The sequence below is a fragment of the Rhodococcus sp. IEGM 1379 genome, assembly GCF_030056815.1.
Taxonomy (GTDB): domain Bacteria; phylum Actinomycetota; class Actinomycetes; order Mycobacteriales; family Mycobacteriaceae; genus Rhodococcus_F.
In genome coordinates, this window is the sequence record NZ_JASHKR010000012.1 from 38,683 (window position 1) to 57,209 (window position 18,527).

19 protein-coding genes and 1 pseudogene are annotated in these 18,527 nt (G+C 50.6%); 7 read left to right on the top strand and 13 right to left on the bottom strand.

The annotated features are described in order from the left end of the window. Nucleotides 1-62: 62 nt before the first annotated feature. Complete coding sequence (locus QM600_RS09640; RefSeq protein ID WP_283261237.1) at nt 63-1,208, bottom strand: tyrosine-type recombinase/integrase; 1,146 nt, start codon at nt 1,206-1,208, stop codon at nt 63-65. 102 nt (nt 1,209-1,310) lie between these two features. Between QM600_RS09640 and QM600_RS09645 the strand changes: the two genes are divergently transcribed. Next, nucleotides 1,311-2,837 (top strand): Fic family protein, encoded by a 1,527-nt coding sequence (locus QM600_RS09645; protein ID WP_283261238.1) that lies wholly within the window; start codon nt 1,311-1,313, stop codon nt 2,835-2,837. 13 nt (nt 2,838-2,850) lie between these two features. Here the strand turns inward: QM600_RS09645 and QM600_RS09650 are convergent, their stop codons facing one another. The 10 genes from QM600_RS09650 to QM600_RS09690 form a co-directional block, all read right to left on the bottom strand. Beyond that, nucleotides 2,851-3,270: a hypothetical protein gene (locus QM600_RS09650; RefSeq protein ID WP_283261239.1), complete on the bottom strand. Its 420-nt coding sequence runs from the start codon at nt 3,268-3,270 to the stop codon at nt 2,851-2,853. A 380-nt stretch (nt 3,271-3,650) separates the two neighbouring features. Further along, a complete protein-coding gene (locus QM600_RS09655; protein WP_283261240.1) occupies nt 3,651-3,917 on the bottom strand; it encodes a hypothetical protein in 267 nt (88 codons plus the stop codon). A gap of 50 nt (nt 3,918-3,967) precedes the next feature. Continuing rightward, complete coding sequence (locus QM600_RS09660; RefSeq protein WP_283261241.1) at nt 3,968-4,099, bottom strand: hypothetical protein; 132 nt, start codon at nt 4,097-4,099, stop codon at nt 3,968-3,970. A gap of 42 nt (nt 4,100-4,141) precedes the next feature. Continuing rightward, complete coding sequence (locus QM600_RS09665; RefSeq protein WP_283261242.1) at nt 4,142-5,038, bottom strand: phage major capsid protein; 897 nt, start codon at nt 5,036-5,038, stop codon at nt 4,142-4,144. Between the two features lie 94 nt (nt 5,039-5,132). Beyond that, nucleotides 5,133-5,570, bottom strand: a complete 438-nt coding sequence (locus QM600_RS09670) for a phage scaffolding protein (RefSeq protein ID WP_283261243.1) — start codon at nt 5,568-5,570, stop codon at nt 5,133-5,135. Then, complete coding sequence (locus QM600_RS09675) at nt 5,567-6,943, bottom strand: phage portal protein (RefSeq protein ID WP_283261244.1); 1,377 nt, start codon at nt 6,941-6,943, stop codon at nt 5,567-5,569. The genes QM600_RS09670 and QM600_RS09675 overlap by 4 nt, the downstream gene beginning before the upstream one ends. 45 nt (nt 6,944-6,988) lie before the next feature. Then, nucleotides 6,989-9,043, bottom strand: a complete 2,055-nt coding sequence (locus QM600_RS09680; RefSeq protein ID WP_283261245.1) for a phage terminase large subunit family protein — start codon at nt 9,041-9,043, stop codon at nt 6,989-6,991. Beyond that, complete coding sequence (locus tag QM600_RS09685; RefSeq protein WP_283261246.1) at nt 9,030-9,464, bottom strand: hypothetical protein; 435 nt, start codon at nt 9,462-9,464, stop codon at nt 9,030-9,032. The genes QM600_RS09680 and QM600_RS09685 overlap by 14 nt, the downstream gene beginning before the upstream one ends. 76 nt (nt 9,465-9,540) lie before the next feature. After that, on the bottom strand, nt 9,541-9,903 hold the full coding sequence (locus QM600_RS29815) for an HNH endonuclease (RefSeq protein ID WP_502942923.1): 363 nt from the start codon (nt 9,901-9,903) through the stop codon (nt 9,541-9,543). 613 nt (nt 9,904-10,516) lie between these two features. Then, on the bottom strand, nt 10,517-10,792 hold the full coding sequence (locus QM600_RS09690; RefSeq protein ID WP_283261247.1) for a hypothetical protein: 276 nt from the start codon (nt 10,790-10,792) through the stop codon (nt 10,517-10,519). Between the two features lie 339 nt (nt 10,793-11,131). On the opposite strand from QM600_RS09690, the gene QM600_RS09695 reads away from it, so the two are divergent. From QM600_RS09695 to QM600_RS09705, 3 genes are all read left to right on the top strand, one after another. Further along, nucleotides 11,132-12,658 carry a hypothetical protein gene (locus QM600_RS09695; protein ID WP_283261248.1) on the top strand — a complete coding sequence of 509 codons (1,527 nt, stop codon included), beginning with the start codon at nt 11,132-11,134 and terminating at the stop codon, nt 12,656-12,658. 450 nt (nt 12,659-13,108) lie between these two features. Beyond that, nucleotides 13,109-13,645 carry a hypothetical protein gene (locus QM600_RS09700; protein ID WP_283261249.1) on the top strand — a complete coding sequence of 179 codons (537 nt, stop codon included), beginning with the start codon at nt 13,109-13,111 and terminating at the stop codon, nt 13,643-13,645. A 176-nt stretch (nt 13,646-13,821) separates the two neighbouring features. After that, nucleotides 13,822-14,748, top strand: coding sequence for a hypothetical protein (locus tag QM600_RS09705; protein ID WP_283261250.1), 927 nt, complete (start codon nt 13,822-13,824; stop codon nt 14,746-14,748). Nucleotides 14,749-14,978: 230 nt separating this feature from the next. Here QM600_RS09705 and QM600_RS09710 read toward each other — a convergent pair. Together QM600_RS09710 and QM600_RS09715 are read right to left on the bottom strand one after the other, a co-directional pair. Then, a pseudogene (locus QM600_RS09710) lies at nt 14,979-15,428 on the bottom strand (hypothetical protein); the annotation flags it as partial. Nucleotides 15,429-15,562: 134 nt separating this feature from the next. Then, nucleotides 15,563-15,688, bottom strand: a complete 126-nt coding sequence (locus QM600_RS09715) for a hypothetical protein (protein WP_283261252.1) — start codon at nt 15,686-15,688, stop codon at nt 15,563-15,565. Between the two features lie 68 nt (nt 15,689-15,756). On the opposite strand from QM600_RS09715, the gene QM600_RS09720 reads away from it, so the two are divergent. The 3 genes from QM600_RS09720 (at nt 15,757) to QM600_RS09730 (ending at nt 18,421) form a co-directional block, all read left to right on the top strand. Beyond that, nucleotides 15,757-17,007 carry an amidohydrolase gene (locus QM600_RS09720; RefSeq protein WP_283261253.1) on the top strand — a complete coding sequence of 417 codons (1,251 nt, stop codon included), beginning with the start codon at nt 15,757-15,759 and terminating at the stop codon, nt 17,005-17,007. Between the two features lie 311 nt (nt 17,008-17,318). Beyond that, nucleotides 17,319-17,675: an AMIN-like domain-containing (lipo)protein gene (locus QM600_RS09725; RefSeq protein WP_283261254.1), complete on the top strand. Its 357-nt coding sequence runs from the start codon at nt 17,319-17,321 to the stop codon at nt 17,673-17,675. A 95-nt stretch (nt 17,676-17,770) separates the two neighbouring features. After that, nucleotides 17,771-18,421, top strand: a complete 651-nt coding sequence (locus QM600_RS09730) for a hypothetical protein (RefSeq protein ID WP_283261255.1) — start codon at nt 17,771-17,773, stop codon at nt 18,419-18,421. Nucleotides 18,422-18,527 lie beyond the last annotated feature (106 nt).

Below are 18,527 nucleotides of genomic sequence, written 5' to 3' on the forward strand. Positions count from 1 at the left end.
TACCCCAATGGGGTACTAGGAACTCAGTCCGCAGTAGTCCGCAGTTCATCTGAAAACTCGGACTAGTCCGCTAGCGCTTTGATCCGATCTTGATCAAGCCGAGTAGCCAAAGCATCAAGCTCATCAGGGAACAGATGTCCGTATCGATCCAATGTCAGCGTTGCACTCTTGTGCCCCAGCATCCGTTGAACGACTTTGACATTCGCACCTGACTTGATTGCCAACGATGCAGCAGTGTGACGTAGCTCATGTGGAACCAGTCCGTGCAAGTCTGCCGCTGTCGCTGCGGGATCGAACTTCCATCGGAACTCACCCGGTGTCAGCCAACCCTCTTTGCCACCGAACACCAGTGCATCTGAACTCATCCCCTTGGTGTGCGTCTTGAGGACTTCTGAGAGGAACTGAGGCACCGGGACGCTACGAGACTCACCGCCCTTCGTAGTGCCTTCCACGAAGCCGGTGCCGGATACGAACGTCACCGATGACAGCACGTTCAGACGGTTGTTCTTGACATCAACCTGCTTGACCTTCAATGCTGCTGCTTCACCGAACCTCAGACCGCAGTAGGCAAGCACCAGAACCATCGGCTTGAGACCTGCTGATTGAGCTGCCAGAGCTTCAACCTGTTGATGTGTGAGATACCGACGTTCGGACTCTTGCTTGCGTGGCAATTGAACCCCTGAACAGGGATTTGATGGAATCAGCCGTAGCTTCACCGCGTCATCGAGTACGCCTTTGAGTACCTGATATGCCTGGATCACGCGGGAAGCTGACAGCGCTTTGTGGTCGTCGGTTGCAGTTTGCAGCTCCAACACCCAGTTGCGGACAACGCTGAACGTCATATCTCCAACTGCTCGATCTTTGAACTTCGTCAGCACCTGCGTATCGAGCAAACTTCTATATCCTGCAACGGTTTTCGGCTTCAAATGTTGCTTGTGAGCTATCCACTCCTCAGCCAACGAACCGACAGTTCGACTAGCACGACGCTTGTTGACATACCTACCTGTCACAAGGTCTGACACCTGCTCATCGAGAAACGCCTGAGCGTCATCCTTCAAGTCGAAGCTTGCAGTGACCTCCTCCCCTTCATCGTTGACGTAACGAGCCAACCAACGTTTGCCCTGACCGTGACGAACAGACTTCGATCCGTCTCGGTTCTTCCAACGATCTGCAACACCTGAACGACGATTGCGCTTCACAGCAGTCATCGGGCGAACATACTCGAGAATCTGATTTGGTCAAACCTGCTGTGACACAGCAACTACGAACAACCAACAGGCCGATCACGATCAACTGTGTACAGTCCATCTATGTCTGCGAATGATCCTGAGCCGTACCGTCCGATCATGCCACTAGCTGAGTGGGCAGAGATTCAAGTCGATTCGTCCCAACTTGACATCGATTACGCGTATTTCAACTATCATTTCGACCAACTCAATTCCGACCAGCAGGTATCAATCATAAGACGCGTCCTCAGAGAATCAGCCGCAGAATCAGGCGCTCTTGAGGATCTATACAAACTCAAAACCGGAGAAAGTCGAACTATTGCGACCGAAGCCGAGGGTTGGGAGTCAATTCTGGGCGAGGACGAAAACACAGCGGAACGCCGCTCATTCGAAGACCTCGTGAAGGCCCTTAACTATGCAACAGACTGGGTTGATTCTAATCGTCCAATCACTTTGAATTTTATTCGAGATTTACATGCAATCGCGTGTGATTCTCAGAAAACTTTTGAGGTCACAAGGAGCGTTGGTGGAAAGAACCAGAGGGGAACAAAGGCACTACGCCACGGGGAATTCAAGACAGATACCAATTTTGTTCAGACAAGATCAGGAAGAATTCACCCCTATTGCCCCCCTGATAGCGTACAAGCAGAAATGGATAAATTCTGCGAACAACTTCGGTCCCCGATATACGAACATATTCCGCCAATTACTAGATCGGCATACGTTCACTACTGTATTTCACAAATTCATCCTTTTGAGGACGGAAACGGCCGAGTCTCCCGAATAGTTGCCTCGATGATACTAATGCAGACCTACCGCGTTCCGCTTGTTGTCTATTCTGATCGTAAGCAAACTTACCTTCAGGCACTTGAAGCAGTAGAAAACAAGGACTACGGACAACTGATCCAAAATATCACCGACCGAATTGCTGCAACACTTGCAGAACTTGCTCAGAGCATCGAGTCCAACCGAGGACCCACTAGCGAAAATCACCTTTCCAAACTAATGCAGCTGGTTGATGACCACGCAGGAGTTGAGTTTGCAAATGTCAAGGAGATTATTGGCAGAGTTATGAGCGAGTTCGTATCGGAGGTAGATCAAAAAATTCAGTCACTGACAGACAATAGCAACGGTGCACTAATCTTTGACAAAACAGAATATACCTCTTACCATCTCAACGAAACATACGATATGAGTAGCGCGACAAATGGTGAGTACGTCACAGAAGATGGCACAAAACTGCCGTACGACAGACTCCCATATAGCTTTTCGCAGCCAGTAGCAAGGGGTATATATATAAGAAAAGACGAAAAACAGACCGATATATCAGCCTCAGTCAATCTGGCAATCGGAACAGCAAGAAATGGCGCAGACAGATTTCCGTTTGCCCTCATAGCAACGCCCACAACGCACACCGATCAGCGCAGCAGGATCGGATACATTCGACTCCGCATGGAAGATTGCTTCCCGAACACAGGAACCAACACTACAACAAGAATGCAGACTCTGGCTGATAATATCTGTAAGAGCCTGTTACGGAAAATCGAATCTAGTGCGGAAAAAAGGCTACACCAATCAGGATCATTACTTGGAAGTCCCGATGAAGGCTAGCCAGATATCGAGTTTACCGAGCAATTTCAGACATCGTACGAAAGTACTCCAAGTACAGCTCGAAGCAGACGATGTTGCCTAGCTGATCTATCTGCGTGTTCACGTTGCTGATGTTGAACACGTAGGGATCGTCGTAAGGCTGAAAGTATGGTGCGCTGCGTCGCGATCTGATGTTACCGGCCTGCTGTGACAGATCGAACTTCGTTGCAGTCTCGATCTTGATAAACTTCTTGTTCTCGTACAGCTTGCCGAATATTTCCAACGTTTCTTTCGGCTTGAGTGCGACGACATTGCATCGCACTGTTTCAGGATCCAGGTAGTTCCACTCACGTATCGTCTCGTTCGTCCTGGGATCGATACGTACAGACTGCGTGTAGACATCAATCAGACTTGGATATGTCTTTGGCATCAGTTGCATTACCACAGCCACCATTCAGGCATCTTCGAAGCCTCGAAGTTGAACCCTTTCAGATTGATTTTTCTACTGTTGTACCAACTGAGTCGTTTCACAGCCTCAACAACTAATGGAGAGACTGCAAAAACTCTGTCTCCGAACGTCACAGTCGAGTTGTCCTGTTTTACCTGCTGCACGTTCGCTTGCTGAAATACCTCAGTGTTGTCGATATATGCAGACTGCCAGCAAACGGCATACTTCATCCACTGCTTATCTATATCTTTTGTAACTAACGATTCAGGTCTACCGGCGCATAGTTCGACTATCGCCTGAGCCTGTCTGATCTGACTGGAATTAACTGTTATTCCTGTCAGATCGAATACGTCACTTGTTGTAGCTAAAATTGTTCATCATTCCTTTCATCCGTACGCCTCGAACACATCGAGAAATATCGGGTCTGTGTAGTCGAACTCACCTGTACGTCTTGTGAGCTTGATTTGAATCGAATACTCCCCCGCTACTGTGAACGGCGATGTAATGCCAAACTCGTAGATCACTCCATTTACCGGATTCGACACGATCATTGCAGAACCTTCGGAATATAGAGTTCCATCAGGTCTGCGAATAAATACCTGCGCTTGCTGGTAGGTACCGAGAATTCTTTTCGTAAATCTTCGTTCGTCCACTGTTTTGAACAGTACTGATTCTGCTGGTCGTTGACCTACGTAGAAGTTCTTCATACTGCTTTCGCAATCTTCGCCTCATAGACGAATGCAAGCAGCTGCACTTCATGCGCCGAGTTGCCTAGCTGTACTGAGAGTTCGTTGATTGTCGGCAGGACTACATTGAACTCGAATTGTTCTGTCATAGAAGACAGGGTGCGCCACTATCGACGCACCCTGTCACCTAATTAGGAAGTTGTTACTTCGAGGATGCCGAAGGCTTTTGCTCTACCGACAGCAAAGGCTCTACGTGCGCGCATCTTCAAGTGTGGTTCGTCAGTGCTCCAACCAGCCTCAATACTCAGCTTTGATTCAATCGGCGCACGCTGGCCAACGATCAAATGCTGGCGATTGCCAACAATCAACAGTGCATTACCGTTTGGGTTCTGCTGATTCGTTGCACTTGTCTTCGCTCCGTCAGAGAACTGCAATGCGTAGCCGAACAGAGTTGCTGGCTGTGTTGCCGATACCTGCTCGATGAACAGTGGTCTGCCATTGACGTCAACGAGACCGCGTAACGATTCCTTCATGCTGGTGTGAGCAATAACGATCATATCGCTATCGGAAAAGTATCCACCCTGCTCAACCTTACCGAAGGTCTGTGAAACCTTATCGTAGGTCACTGCACCAGCAGTAGCGATCTTGTGAGCTGCTGCCCCAGCACTAACTTCCTTGTACACCGAAGTAAATGGTACGGTTGTACCGTTTCCTACTGCTGTTGTGCCAAGACAAGCGTTATCGAATGTCTTTGCATAGCTCAGTGCCCAAGACTTCTGCAATGCAGAGATAACGTCCACATTGGCATCAGCCAAGTCTTCTTCGGCAATCACATTCTGCCCACCGAACTTGACAGTATCAAGCAATACGGTGTCCAGATTTGCCGGGTCTTCTGGGTATGGTTGAGACTTTCCGATAACTGATACTGCGGATTCCCCGATACGTGGAACCTTGTACGTATCGGTATTCATATTAACCTTGCGTCCGTATGCTTCAACGGCGCTATTTTGTTCCGATGCTGCGATTACCTCTGAGCCGAACTCTTCAGGAATCCATGCATTTGCATTAATTGCTACTATTTTAATCAATCCTTTTCTTTTAGTTTAATTAGAACCTCCAATCATCTCGACTGTTGACTCGATGGATTATCTCAATCCGTTTATCCTATTATATAGGATATTTCTATTTCGCGCTCTTGAGTAACTTCTCGGCGCTTGATTTGAATGCTTTAGGGGCAACTTTATCCGCTGCATCCACACTTGGAATTTTCGGCTGTACCGCGAACAGCTCAGGAAACTCTTCTCTGAGCTTGTCAATCTGCTCGACTGCCCCTGTCAAATCTCCATTGTCGTCAATTGACAGACCTTCGTGGTCAATCAATTTAGCCACCTTCGGGTTAGTGATGCCGTTGCGTTCGAGAATAAGATTCATCTGTGAATTCATAAACTGAGTCTTCACACGTTCGGCTATTGCACTCAGTTCGGATACTTGACCTTGCAAGTCCTTCACCATATGACGATGACTTGCAGATTCATTGTTTGCATTCTTCAACGCTGCACGCACCTGTTCAATCTCTGCGTCCAACTGAGCTTCTACCTGTTCGATATTTTGTTCTGTCATGCTGCTATTTCTCCTTCATTTTCTGTATTTTGTTCTAACTGGCTGGTCTGCGGATTCAGTACCGGCAGATCCCAGCTTTCTACGATCTGAGAGTCGTAACCCTGTTCAATCAACATCTGCTTAACAGGTAGGCCGGCTTGGACCTTCTTGTACGCAATTTCCCATCGTTCTTTATCGTCAATCGACTCGGGCTGTGCCCAGTGCAACTGCACGTCTGACGTGATTCCGTGCAGCTTCAAGATGAACACGAACATTGATCGAATGGCAGTACCGAATGACAGTTGTCTGTCTCGTACCTTCTTGATCAGAGCTGCTTCGCTGGCACGTAGAGCCTCACCGGAGACGTTCGTCTGGGTGTTCTCGAAGTAGTGCAGCGGAGTGCTCGTCACACTTGCCATAGTTCTGATGTATTCCTTGTATGGAGCCAGATAGGTATCCGGCTTCGCTGCATCGAACTGTCCGACTTGCTTGGTATTCGTCAGCATCCACAGATCACCAGGGTTACCCGACAGGTCTGCGGAATCGTCGTCATCGTCAAAGTCGTTGGCTACGTTCGCGTGGTTCTCAGAGAGCACGTAACGCGTTGGAAACCCGTAGTGCTCCACTGATGCCATTTGAGTGATGACCAGCTTGTTGATGATGTCCTGGGGTCCGTATGCAGCTTTATGCTCGGGAGTGCCGAACGGACGATCTGTTGCAACGTGGAAGATCGGGATCTGTCCATACGGGTTCCGCGCATACCCGGCTTCGTCTGTGTCTGCATCGAGGACTGGAACGAAGTCCGTTGCTTGCACTGTCATCGGTAGACGTGGCGCTGTGCTGATGAACTTGTAGATCGCATCTGCGTAGTACAGGTTGACTCTGTGTCTAGTCTCCCCCGCTACCTGCACAACCCAGACCTTCGCTGCCACTGCTGCGACACGCGGATTCTCTGGATCATAAAGAACCACAGCGCCTTTCGGACTGTTGTAATGCGCCTGCACTGTCCCTGAGCTGTCAGGCCACACGAAAATGTAGGCATCACCGAACATCAGAGCGTTCTTGAAGGTGAGTTTCAGCTCTAGTTCCAGCTCTGCGTCCTCGAACGCTGCATCGAGCACGTCTGCACCCTCAGCGGATACAGCTTTCACAGCGTCAATCTCGAGACGTGCTGCAACGGCATCGACGGGCATTGCAGCGAAGTTGATGCGGAAGTCCGAACCGATCTTGCTCAGTGCTCTGCGAACCGAAGGTGATGCGAATATCTCATCAACTTCACCTTTGTAATACTTTTCAGCCTTTTCGTACTCTTGTTGTCGGTCGAGAATCGTCTGGACGGCTAAAGCCAGATCGTTCTCGAGGTTGTACTCAACCAACTGGTCATCTAAATTCATATCTCTGCTATAAATCTCCTTTTCTTTGTATTGATAATAACATTTTTATAGGTAACTTCGCTTGCGTGCAGTTGACTTCCGGCTGTTTCCTAGAAAATAGTGAACACCAGAAGATAACGCATCAAGAATATCGTCATGTGGAACCTTTGGAAATGCAAACATCTGCTCTTCCAGATCAGCGAAGTTCTTTGTATGGAAGACTAGATTCTTCTTGTAGTAGTCCAACGCTCGTGCTGCACGTAGTTCTTTCTTCTCCGTCTGATGTACCGACTTGAACTTTGCCGGTATACCGTCGAAGACGGAACGCCAAAGGTCACCGCCCTGATTCACTTCGCAATAAACCAGACGTGCATCAAACTTCTCGATCAGATCGGTAACCTTCTGCTTCAAGTCGGTAGATACAATACGTAACTGTTCTGCATGGCGTACGTAGCATTTTCCATTTTCACCGAAAGAAATAACTACAATTCCTGTGTAGTCGTTCGACGCTTTTGTCTTCACAGCCGGATCAACACTAATCATTGTGTACCTGTAGCTATCGAGCTGTGCGACTGGAATATCTGACTCAGACCAATATGCAGCATCGAGACTTGTAGGCTTGTTCAGATAGTTCATATAGAAATTTCGGGTATGCCTGATGCCATTTAGATAATCCAGGGACCAGAACTCAGGCCACAACGAACGCTCTGTACCAGCAGAATCGACCATGATTGCAGGGAAGTAGTGAACGTTGATCTGTTCGTCAATGACCCAACGTAACGCCTGGTCAAGTGACTCGTAGAAGTCTGACGGTTCGACTACATGCTGCTGATCGAACTCTTGCAGTGCTGGTTGAGACTTACCGATCAGTTTTTCTAGTTCTTTTGCATACCTGGATGCTGGTGATTTTGAATTATCAAAATTTGATACACAGCTTAATCGTGTCGATGTAGCGATATTTTCAGAACTTGATTTAACATCGCTTTTCTGCTCCGACTCCGATCCAGACTGCTGCTGGACTGTCAAGCTAAGGTCTGATTCGCCCTGCTTCCCTATCTTCACAGAGTTGCTAACAGATTCAATTTCCCTATCAATAGGATCGAATTTCACCTCAACCGATCTGTGTATGCTCTCGCTGTATGCTTCATTCAACGAATCTGCTGATTCTGGTCTACCTTCAACGCTAATGGAGTTGATAGAAGATTGAAGCTCCCCTACCGCCGACATACCCTCAACGTCTCTACGGTCACCAGAGGCTGCATCTTCATCAGAAAACTCACTTAGGATACCCTTATCTAGGTTTACATAATAGGTATTATCGGCACGTTCTGTACCAGGCTTTGTTTGCATTCTTCGATCTGCTGACAACTGCCATGCGAATCGTGCTTCACCGACCTTGCGAAGCTGATCGATGATGCTGTTGGACATCGTTGTCGTACCGACGATTGCAATTCGAGCTTTGATACTCAGCGGAAAAACACTATTCAATATTGTTCCCAGACGCTTTACAGCTTCACTTGCCGAGTAGTTCGCCTCAGGTGGTTCGATATCGTCAAGCAGAATCAGATCAGGTCTACGGTTACCGATCTTCATACCGAGAGACTTAGCGTCGATACCTTTGGCAACGAAGGCAAACCCGTTCGCTTGTTGAATCTGCTCGTTCGACTGTGCAATGTGACGCTTGACGTTGTTGCCCATCATCGGCTTGCACAGCTCTGGATAGTCCTTGCGAAGCAACTCGTTGCTGTCGAGTTCATGCTTGAACGTCTGCAAGTGCTGCGTTGCCTGAGCTGCCGAGTCACTGAACGCTGCAATGAACTTCAAATGTCCGTGCGCTGCTGCCCAGAGTGTCAGGATCAGGAACAACCAAGTTGTCTTGCCTGCACTGCGTGGTGCAATGAAGCAGTCTTTGCCGGCCGATTCTGCCGTCCAGGACTTGCCGTACTCTGCCAGAGCTACATGGAACTCAGACAGTGACGGTTGCTCATCCTCGAACTTCAAGTGATCCAGCAGGTAGATGACAGCGAACAACATCGGATCGTCTTTGGTGATCAGCCTTCTGCCCGCCGAAGTTGCCAACAGACCACGCGGAACTGATCGCAGTACCTCAGCGAGTTCCATCGGCATCCGCTCTGTACTGATCGAACAACTTCAATGCATCAGCATCCGTGGTGTCCTCAACTGCTGTTCGACTCGTTGCCTTGCCTCTGAGCATCTGAATGCTGTCGGTTGCCTTCTTGATCGCTGCTGCCAACTTGTCTATCTCGGCAGGTGTCAGCGTCGGTGACTCCATCAGGTCACGGCTACGAGCAATGATTTCCTGCTGAACGATGCGCAGTTCAGTCTCTTCGTAGAACGAGTTGTACTGAGCTGCTTTGGATTTCAGCTCATCGAGCACGATTTCCACGCCGAACTCGTTGCACCAGTCTCGTAGCGTTGCCCAGGACTTCGGGTACTGACACTCTCGCATCGTTGCAGCAATGCCGATGTCACCAGCCATTTCAGCTGCTTTCTTTCTTTCATCATAAGTATATTTAGCCAACCAATTTCATTCCTTTCTGTGGTTGTGTATTGAAAATCAAACTCGATTAAGTGCAGGCGGCCGAAGCCAATACCTACTACACTTCATTCGTTGATCTACAGATTCTGCATATTCTTCTATTATTGAATATGTAGCTGTTCGAGTGGTTCAGTTCATGCTTGTTGGTGCAGAATATTTTCTTCGATTCTGCCTTGTCTTGCATGTTCTGCTTTTGCGTTCCTTGCAGTAAGTGTTTTGGGTTGATACAACTAGGGTTGTTGCATGTATGGCGTATGACCAGACCGGGCAAGATTTCACCTTTATGCAGTTCGAAGTTGTATCTATGCGCTTTTACCGTCTTTCCTGCATGCTTGATAATGCCGTAACCTGATCGGTCTTTGGCACCTGCATATATCCAACACTTGTTTTCGTTTACTGTATATTTGAGTTCTTTATTCATACTAGTTCCTGAGTCGCTATAATTTAGTGACTCACTTATATTCTATCATGTATTGCTTTATATTTCTTTTAGACTAATGGGGTAGATAATCAACCCTACCGGCCGCATCTGCACACAAAAATACCTCAGCATCCTACAAGAAACTGAGGTATTTTCGGAAAGGGCTATAAAAATAATGAGTACCTAAATTATATCACCTTTTATGATATAATTCTATATGGGATAACGCTCATCTTCCGTCGTCTCAGAATGTTGTATCAGTCAAATTATATATCCATACAAACGAATACCCCCGACAACTGTTCTAGTTATCGGGGGTATTCGTTTGGGTAGGATTTCGTGCATTCTTATTATAACATGCTGCATCTTAAAGAATCTTTAGCAGAGCCACATACTCGCTCCTTTGGCTAAGAATCTACGAATACAGTCCGAAGCCGATATTCATGATGAATCCCAGGAGGAGACCAAAGGGATACAGGATTGGAAGCATGATTGATTGGAGAACGGTATCGAACATGTTGCACCATTTTCTGTAGTTGGTTTGCCTGGCCCGCTGAGGCTAGCATGAAATCTTCTTCTAAACTCAGATATTCATAAAATGTGTGAGCACGTATTACTTTGCTGCCTTGAACAGTAGTGCAGCGATAACGAATGGAACTAGTATCACCAGAATTACGATGATTACTACTGCAAGAGTTCCCATTGCATCCAGCACTGCGTCACCGTAGGTATTCACCAGCCAGACGATTGCACCAAATACCGCCAGGATCAGCGGCAACCCGAGAATCCCCAGGACTACCCGTCCAGGCTTGTTGTTGCACTTCCTGCATACCCCGTTGAACTGCACGAAGCCCTCTGCCTCGCATGCGCTGCAAGTACCTTCTGCCACTGCTCCCCCTCAGTTGATGTTGCCCCGTTTGCGAGGGTATCGAGGGCCGCAACCGATGTGTTACAAAACGAGGTACAACGATTATTCGTAGCTTTGCTAACCATTCTCTACCTGGCCGAATTCGTTAGTAAAATATTGATCTATATCTTTGTTTCCTAACCAGCTAAAGTTGCGATATATCGTCATATCTGGCATAATAGAAGACGAAGGATTCGACTCGTCTGACAACGATTGGAGCAATCTTACCCGCATATTTTCTATTAGTGTAGAGAAACCGGAAAGACCGTATTCAGATTGTCAGCTGAGTACGGTCTTTTCATTACACTAATAGGAGAAATAATGAACAAGATTCAATACTTGAATGCAATATTCAACCGACTAAAGAAGTCGGATAGAGATTTATATAATGATCACTCTGATGATCTGCTCGAAATGAAAGATTCACTTGCAGAACTCATCGTTGAAGCGACTTATGACGTTCCCCAGCTGATTGAAGATGCGTTGCTTGCATACTCGGATGACACCTTCTACTGCTACTGGATTGACAATGCACTGAATCACGTCAACAACAGACTGATAAATGGTACTGCCTACTCTACAAGCCCGATTCCTGAATGGAGTCGTAGCTGCATTTCTGATGGATGGGATTCTGAATATCAGGATGAAGCTGAGTACCCGGCTGAGGATAAACGAGCTTCCGAACCGGATGTTGATGAATTCGATGATTACGAGTTCGAGGACACAGCTACCCCGATAGACCACGACGATCAAGAATGGAGCTGGGGCGATGAAGATTCCTACAGCTCGACAAGAGCGATCAACAAAATTCAGGAATACGTAAGTGACATTCGAATTGCATACGGATTTTCATACACTGTCGATGAACCACGTGACAGTAAGCGGGATAAGAACTTTGCAAACTTCATCACTGCTGCATACGACGAACATCTGAGCGACCTACCTCAGTCTGAATCCGAGGAAACAGAATGGTTGAACAGATTCCTTGCATTCGTTCATCCTCATATCCCATTTGCAGATCGTGATGCATGCAGAGAGTCTGACTATCGAACAGAGAACAACAGCTTCATCAGATTCAGGGATGCAGTAGTTGAAAATATAGATATTTCCCCCTCATCTACTATATATAAAGGGAAAAGTGCCATAAACGGCACACTTTTTGAGGACATAGAAGAAGAAAACTCTTCTGCATGCACAATCGTGGGAGTCCGTAAAGAAACCGACTACAACCTGACGATGAATCTGTTTAGAAAACGCCTACTAGGTCGAAGGTTGCCATATTCAGTAGTCTGCGATCATATGAGTTGGGCAAACGAAAAATATGCAGAATTCCTGAGGGAACACCCAGGAAAGAATCCACGATGGTACGCAAATCGACTTGAATGGAAGCTGAATGATCTTCACGAACACCAGCAAACCAAGAAGTATAGAAACTCGCCAGATCGTGAAGTCGAGCTAGTCTTGAAAGGCAACGAATACGGGTTTCCAACAGAAACTACTTCCGTTGAATATCTGACGACCATCGAAGACTATTTTCTAAATCTCAAGAAGACTCAACTTAAGACGTTCAACGATTTGATGCAATGGATACAGTCATCGGAAGATTCGGAGAAGATGCCAAAATCGCTTCGGCAACGGGTCAACAGGCTACCTAAATATGATGTGCATTCATATATGACTGTCGAACGTGTCGAGAGATACAACGTACCTGAATCGGCCGGCAGATGGGAATCGCGTAGCTATGAAACATATTCTGAACTCTTACAGAAGTACCCAGAATATGTTTTCCCAGTTACCGTGCAAAAATTTGAACTGTCCGTAAATCACCCTAGCCAGACTTCCCATTAATCACGAATTTGCTATTACCGCTCACTTTGAATGATAATAGTTACACGCGACTTTGATCGCGCTAAGGTTGCATGCAGCCAGTTTAGTATGAAAGCAAGAATATGACACAAACAAGATCAGATGAGTTAGATGGACTCTTCGCAGAACTCGAAGACGTAGTACAGCAGATCAAAGATGCAGGATGTGGGCGGTACCGGGCGTACCTAGGTCTGCGTCATGTGTACGCGAAGGTCTACCGAGTCAGGTTCGCCAGCACCGAATCACTCGATGAAACGACGAAGTTCCCTGAGTACGAGCCAGTTCGCAAAACGTAATTCGTTTCTAAGCGATTGAAAACGAACAGGGTAGTTGGAACACACCGCTGCCCTGTTCGTGTCCGTACGGTCTCACAGTGATGCAGGAATCAGTGTCTACGTTGACTGGATTCGCTGACTCCTGTACGAGTACGGGATGTACTGGACACCCGCGTGGGGCATCGTATTGGCATCAGTGACAGGTATCGTCAGCGTTCTCGGCACAGTCGGCGGTGTGGTGCTGACACTGCGACACTCGCGCAAAGAGTCCGAAGCAGATCGAATGGCAGCTGAATCCCGGCTTCGGCGAGAGATACTTGTCCAGCATGCAACGACGCAACGTGACCAACTACTTGCGATTATCGACAAGTACCAGGTGTTGCGAATGAGCTACTTTGATGCACATGAAGGGACTGCGACTCCAGTTCCATATGGAAATTTCGTCAGTGATTTCGTCTCGACAGTGACGGAAATTTCTCGTGCAAAATCGGTTATTACAAATCCAGTCCTCTTGGAGGCTCTCGAAGAGGCAAACCAGTCACTACGACGATCGTTGGCACTCCCTTCGCCGGATACTGACTTCAAATCAGTACGTGACACCTCCATGAAGGACAACGACGCAGCGTTCGACAAGCTGATCGACCTAACCCGAACTGAACTTGATGTCACCGCATTCCTTCGCAATGCCGACTGACACGTCCATGATTCGATACCCCCATTGGGTATACATTTCCAGTCCGCTACAGTCCGCAGCACGGTTCAAAACTGATCAATTTTCCTCGATATATGCAGGTAGATCGATTGCTTTTCCCAGGAAGTACGGATTCAAAACCCGTCCAGTGTGAGTTCGAGTCTCACCGAGGGCACCATTTGCGTCAGCCGCCGAAAGGCGGCACCGACACACTGTCGACGTTCGGCCACGTCCACGATCATCGGACGTTATGTTCGATTTATGCAACGCACTTCGCTGATTGCCTGCACTTCGGATTCCTTCGCGTGATCCACTGGGAAGTAACCCGTTCCGATCCGAGTTCCGGACTCATCGGCACTCAGGCCGGAATTGAATACTCCCTCGACGACGCATGCCTGGCCGTCGCGAAAGCCGGCCGCAGAGCACTCGATGATCCTGACGCTGAAGATGATCGGATCCTTCGACTTAGAATCGACACGCGTGTCCTATCCCTCGAAGGAATCCGAAATCCGCTGGTGACCATCGAAGAATTGGCGACCAGACTTGCTATGGCAATCACTGCCGCCAACGTCGATTTGCGAGCTGCACCCCGCGTGCCCACAACAACAAAGCCAATGCCCACCAGTCAATACGACAGCGTCAAGCCAGTCCGATTCCACGAAGCAACCGTCGAGGTAGCGGGTCTGATCGTGATCATGGAGGACGACGTTCCCGACTGGCCGGAAGTCATGACAAATCCCGACGGAACCTCGATACCGGCTGTCAGCGAAGACACCATCGCCATTTTGACCCGAAATCAGTTCGGCGAGGCCTCGATTCGAGCGATATCACTGACCGGTCCACCTCCCCGTCGACATACCGACTGGGAAGAGTTCTACGAGGCCACGATCGATTCTCCCGAAGGCGAGACCTACATTTGGCCGGGTGGCGGTCCCTCATCGGAGAATCCGTTCACCGACCCCGTCACGGTTGACGGTCCTGGGCGCTATCACTTTCGCATCTACATCAGTGGCCGAATCGGGAATGTCGGCGTCAGCAATCCCACTGTCCCTGAACGATATTTGATCGAGGTGTGGAAAGCCGATGCCGGCGGCAGTTTGCTTTGAGCTCAGGACATCGCTGTGTCCCACACTGCTTGACCCGGGGTAGTCACGCCAAGGCCGCAGTCGTCAGCACTGTGATCCCATTGTCCAAAGTCGGCTGAATCACCGGCCCAAATCGGGCCGAATGATTCGATGGAATGTCCACATCGACAGTTCCCTTCTCCTCCGCTGCCCTGTATGTCTGCGCATCAGCGCCACCAAGAAGCCAGTACATCAACGGCACTCCGGCGGCGTCAGCCAAGAAGCCAGTACATCAACGGCACTCCGGCGGCGTCAGCCAAGATTCCGATATCTTCACTGCCAGCGACGGGACCCGGATCGATCACTGCGCCATCTCCGGATGCTCCGTTGAACGCATCCAATACCCGCGCACCGGCCGCGATGTCATTGATCAACACCGGAAACGACTCCTGCGCAATCAGTTCCGGATCACGCTCAGCGCCGGAAGCCTGAAAATCAGCTAGGACGATCCGGTGAATCGCATCCATGACACGAGTCCGAACATCGGTGTTGACGGTCCGAATACTCAGCGCGAACTCCGCCTGGTCGGAAATGATGTTGTTCGTCTTGGTACCCGCGTGAAACTGACCGACGGTGACTACTGCGGTGTCGTTGCCTGCAATCTCGCGAGAGACCATCGCTGTGGCACCCGAGCCGAGCTCCTCAGCCGGCTGGAACAGAACCTCGAGAGCGCCGGATCACCAAGCAACGCTCCCGATGAGAACCTGGACTGCCCCCAGCAGTGCAACCACGTGCATGTCGTGGCCGCACGCATCCATCACCGGAACTTCGTTAATATCGGGATCGATCCCGTGCATCAGTAACCGAGTCGTCGGACCAATTGATCATTGACGTATTCCTCGCCACCGGTTGACACAACAGCGCGGAAGTTCACGGTCATCGATGATCGCAGTCCACGAAGTGCGAAGCTGACCGCAGGCACCGACAGCCACTCCCTGTTAACGTCGGAATGATCCGGTTCGTCCGGATCACTCGATCGAAAGGATGCTCATGTCCGATGCCGCGCACGAGAACATCACCGTAGATCCGACACTCACCGATCTGTACAAGGACCTCCACAGCCATCCGGAACTCGGGTTCCAGGAACACCGCACCGCTGACATCGTGGCCAAACGCCTGAAGGCGCTGGGATTCGCCGTCACCACCGGAATCGGGAAGACCGGAGTCGTCGGCATCTTGAAGAACGGATCAGGTCCGACCGTGCTTTTGCGCGCAGACATGGACGCCCTTCCAGTCAAGGAAGAAACCGGCCTCGACTACGCCAGCACCGTCACAGGCACCGACCAGAACGGAAAAACCGTTCCGCTCGCTCACGCCTGCGGCCACGACCTACACACGACGTGCCTGCTAGGTGCCGCCCAGATCCTCAGCCAAGACACCGCCAGTTGGTCTGGCACCCTGCTTCTCGTCTTCCAGCCAGCTGAAGAACTCGGCGCCGGTGCGCAAGCGATGGTCGACGATGGGCTCTTCGACAAGTTTCCGAAACCCGACGTCGTGCTCGGCCAGCACGTCGCGCCGTTGCCTGCCGGGAAGATCGCCGGACACGCCGGCCCCTCATACGCAGGGTCGGACTCGTTGCGCATACGCCTGGTGGGAAAGGGTGCTCACGGGTCTATGCCCGAGAACTCCGTCGATCCGGTGGTGATGGCGGCGGAAACCGTTATGCGCCTGCAGACAGTCATCTCCAGGGAAGTCCCCAGCACGGCAATCGCTGTCCTCACCGTCGGTTCCATCCATGCGGGCGACGCGGCCAACGTCATTCCCGGCGAAGCCGAACTGCAGCTGAATATCCGCAGCTACGACTCAGCCGTCCGCGAACGCATCCTGAAAAGTGTGGATCGCATCGTGCGAGGCGAAGCCGCGACGGCCGGAGCCCCGGAGGAGCCCACCATCACGGAGATCGAGCGATTCCCGATCGTGGTGAACGACCCGACTGCACTAGGCAAAACCCTCGACGCTTTTGCCGTCTGGCTCGGCGAAGAGAACATTCTCGATCCGGGGGCAGGCGCCGGCAGCGAGGACGTCGGCATTCTCGCGACCAGTTCGGGTGCGCAATTGTCATACTGGCTACTCGGCGGCACCGATCCATCCCTGTTCACCACCGGCGACATGACCGATCCCGCCCTACGGACCGTGCCGTCGAATCACTCGCCGCACTACGCGCCCGTTATCGAACCGACTCTGAATATCGGAGTCTGCGCGCTTGTCACGGCTACAAGGACGTGGCTGCCGCCGATATGATTCGGCAAATTCCGTACACGGAGACCAGCAGACGCTAGATTCGGTTGATGCGGCACCGTCGGCTGATCGCGTTCGGTGGAACACTCTTGTGCTTCACGGCACTTGTCGGGTGCCAGTCCAATCCCGAATCACCTGCCGAATCCAGTACTTCGACAGTTGACAACTCCGGCAATGCAGAAACCGAAACCGGAACAATTCAGGTCGGGAATCCTGCGATAGCGGGACCTCCCAGCATCACTCTTCCGCCTGTCGATACGCCCTCAACCGACACCGACACAAACTCACCCAGTCCACTCGCCGAAGTCACTGGTGTGACTACCGAACACCTGTACGACAGCTCTCGGGTGACGTACCAACTCGACGGAAACGGCACTGTGGCATGGAAAGTCGAGTACGTGAGCGAAGCCGTTCGCGGCGGCGACAGCAAAGTAGTCGATGTGGGCGGCCGATCCATCATCCAGATCGACCTCATGGGAGTTACAGCGCCGCAACCATTTCCACCGATCACTGCACAGGACGGCACCATCATGGCAGTCGAGACTGCATCGGTGAGCAGTTCTATCGTCCAGTCCTTCATCGGCACGGCCGCCGCACGTCCCGAATTTCGGGCGACAGGAACCGAGTTGCCGGATCAACTCGTCGTAGACATCTTCTTTGCGGGCGGATGACGTCCATTACGTGGTGAACCGCCGGCATCCACCAAAAGTACGAATGCGGCTGGAAACCCCGGCGGATGTGCGAAAACTCGGTAGCGTCTCGTCCCATGCGTACACATCGCGGAACGGCCAGCGTCGTGACAGCGACAGTAGCTGCGGTGGGCGCCTCGGCCATCCTGTTCTCCGGAGCCAGTAGCGCTACACCGAGTGACAGCATGACGCCCGACGCGCTAACCGTCTCAGGTGTCCCGGACGCCCCAGTTGTCCCGCAGCGTGTTCACGCCCTCTCTTGCGAGGCAACAGCGGAACTTGACCGGCAGAGCACTGAGAGAGCGACTGAGGCAGGCGTTTCCGTGCCCGGGCCGCTGCAGTGGCCACCCATCGCGCTCGGGATGGACCCCGACCAACCACGGCCGGCGGTAGCACCACTCGACCCGACTACTGGAATCCCCAAGGACCAGCTGGGCGGAACGATTCCGGTCGAAGTGGTGAAAGAAACTCGCAGGCGCGAACGCGAAGAAGCACTTCTGGCGCCGAAAGAACCTCGGTGGTGCGGTGCGGCGGTCGACGCACTCCAGCGTCAAGCGGAAAGCACTACCGGCAAGACCGCGTGCTATCTGTCCGACGGCCGATTCGCGACCACGCTGTATGTCGATGCAGTGCCCTTAGAGCCAAATGTCTCGCCGTATCAACGACCCTCTCGGGACTCGTTCGATCAAATCTGCCGACACCTGGGATGGGACCGCAGCTACCCGTGATCGATGAGGACAACGCAGACAGCGAATCGTTACAACCCACCACCAAGTAACGATCTGACCTGCAGTTATTCCCTACACGCCGCAAAAATGGCACGATGGTGTCAAC

Bases quoted from the DNA above. Each gene is read 5' to 3' on its own strand.
- QM600_RS09640 (WP_283261237.1), bottom strand. From the start codon at position 1,208: ATGACTGCTGTGAAGCGCAATCGTCGTTCAGGTGTTGCAGATCGTTGG.
- QM600_RS09645 (WP_283261238.1), top strand. From the start codon at position 1,311: ATGTCTGCGAATGATCCTGAGCCGTACCGTCCGATCATGCCACTAGCT.
- QM600_RS09650 (WP_283261239.1), bottom strand. From the start codon at position 3,270: ATGGTGGCTGTGGTAATGCAACTGATGCCAAAGACATATCCAAGTCTG.
- QM600_RS09660 (WP_283261241.1), bottom strand. From the start codon at position 4,099: ATGACAGAACAATTCGAGTTCAATGTAGTCCTGCCGACAATCAACGAA.
- QM600_RS09670 (WP_283261243.1), bottom strand. From the start codon at position 5,570: ATGACAGAACAAAATATCGAACAGGTAGAAGCTCAGTTGGACGCAGAG.
- QM600_RS09675 (WP_283261244.1), bottom strand. From the start codon at position 6,943: ATGAATTTAGATGACCAGTTGGTTGAGTACAACCTCGAGAACGATCTG.
- QM600_RS09680 (WP_283261245.1), bottom strand. From the start codon at position 9,043: ATGGAACTCGCTGAGGTACTGCGATCAGTTCCGCGTGGTCTGTTGGCA.
- QM600_RS29815 (WP_502942923.1), bottom strand. From the start codon at position 9,903: ATGAATAAAGAACTCAAATATACAGTAAACGAAAACAAGTGTTGGATA.
- QM600_RS09695 (WP_283261248.1), top strand. From the start codon at position 11,132: ATGAACAAGATTCAATACTTGAATGCAATATTCAACCGACTAAAGAAG.
- QM600_RS09700 (WP_283261249.1), top strand. From the start codon at position 13,109: ATGTACTGGACACCCGCGTGGGGCATCGTATTGGCATCAGTGACAGGT.
- QM600_RS09720 (WP_283261253.1), top strand. From the start codon at position 15,757: ATGTCCGATGCCGCGCACGAGAACATCACCGTAGATCCGACACTCACC.
- QM600_RS09730 (WP_283261255.1), top strand. From the start codon at position 17,771: ATGCGTACACATCGCGGAACGGCCAGCGTCGTGACAGCGACAGTAGCT.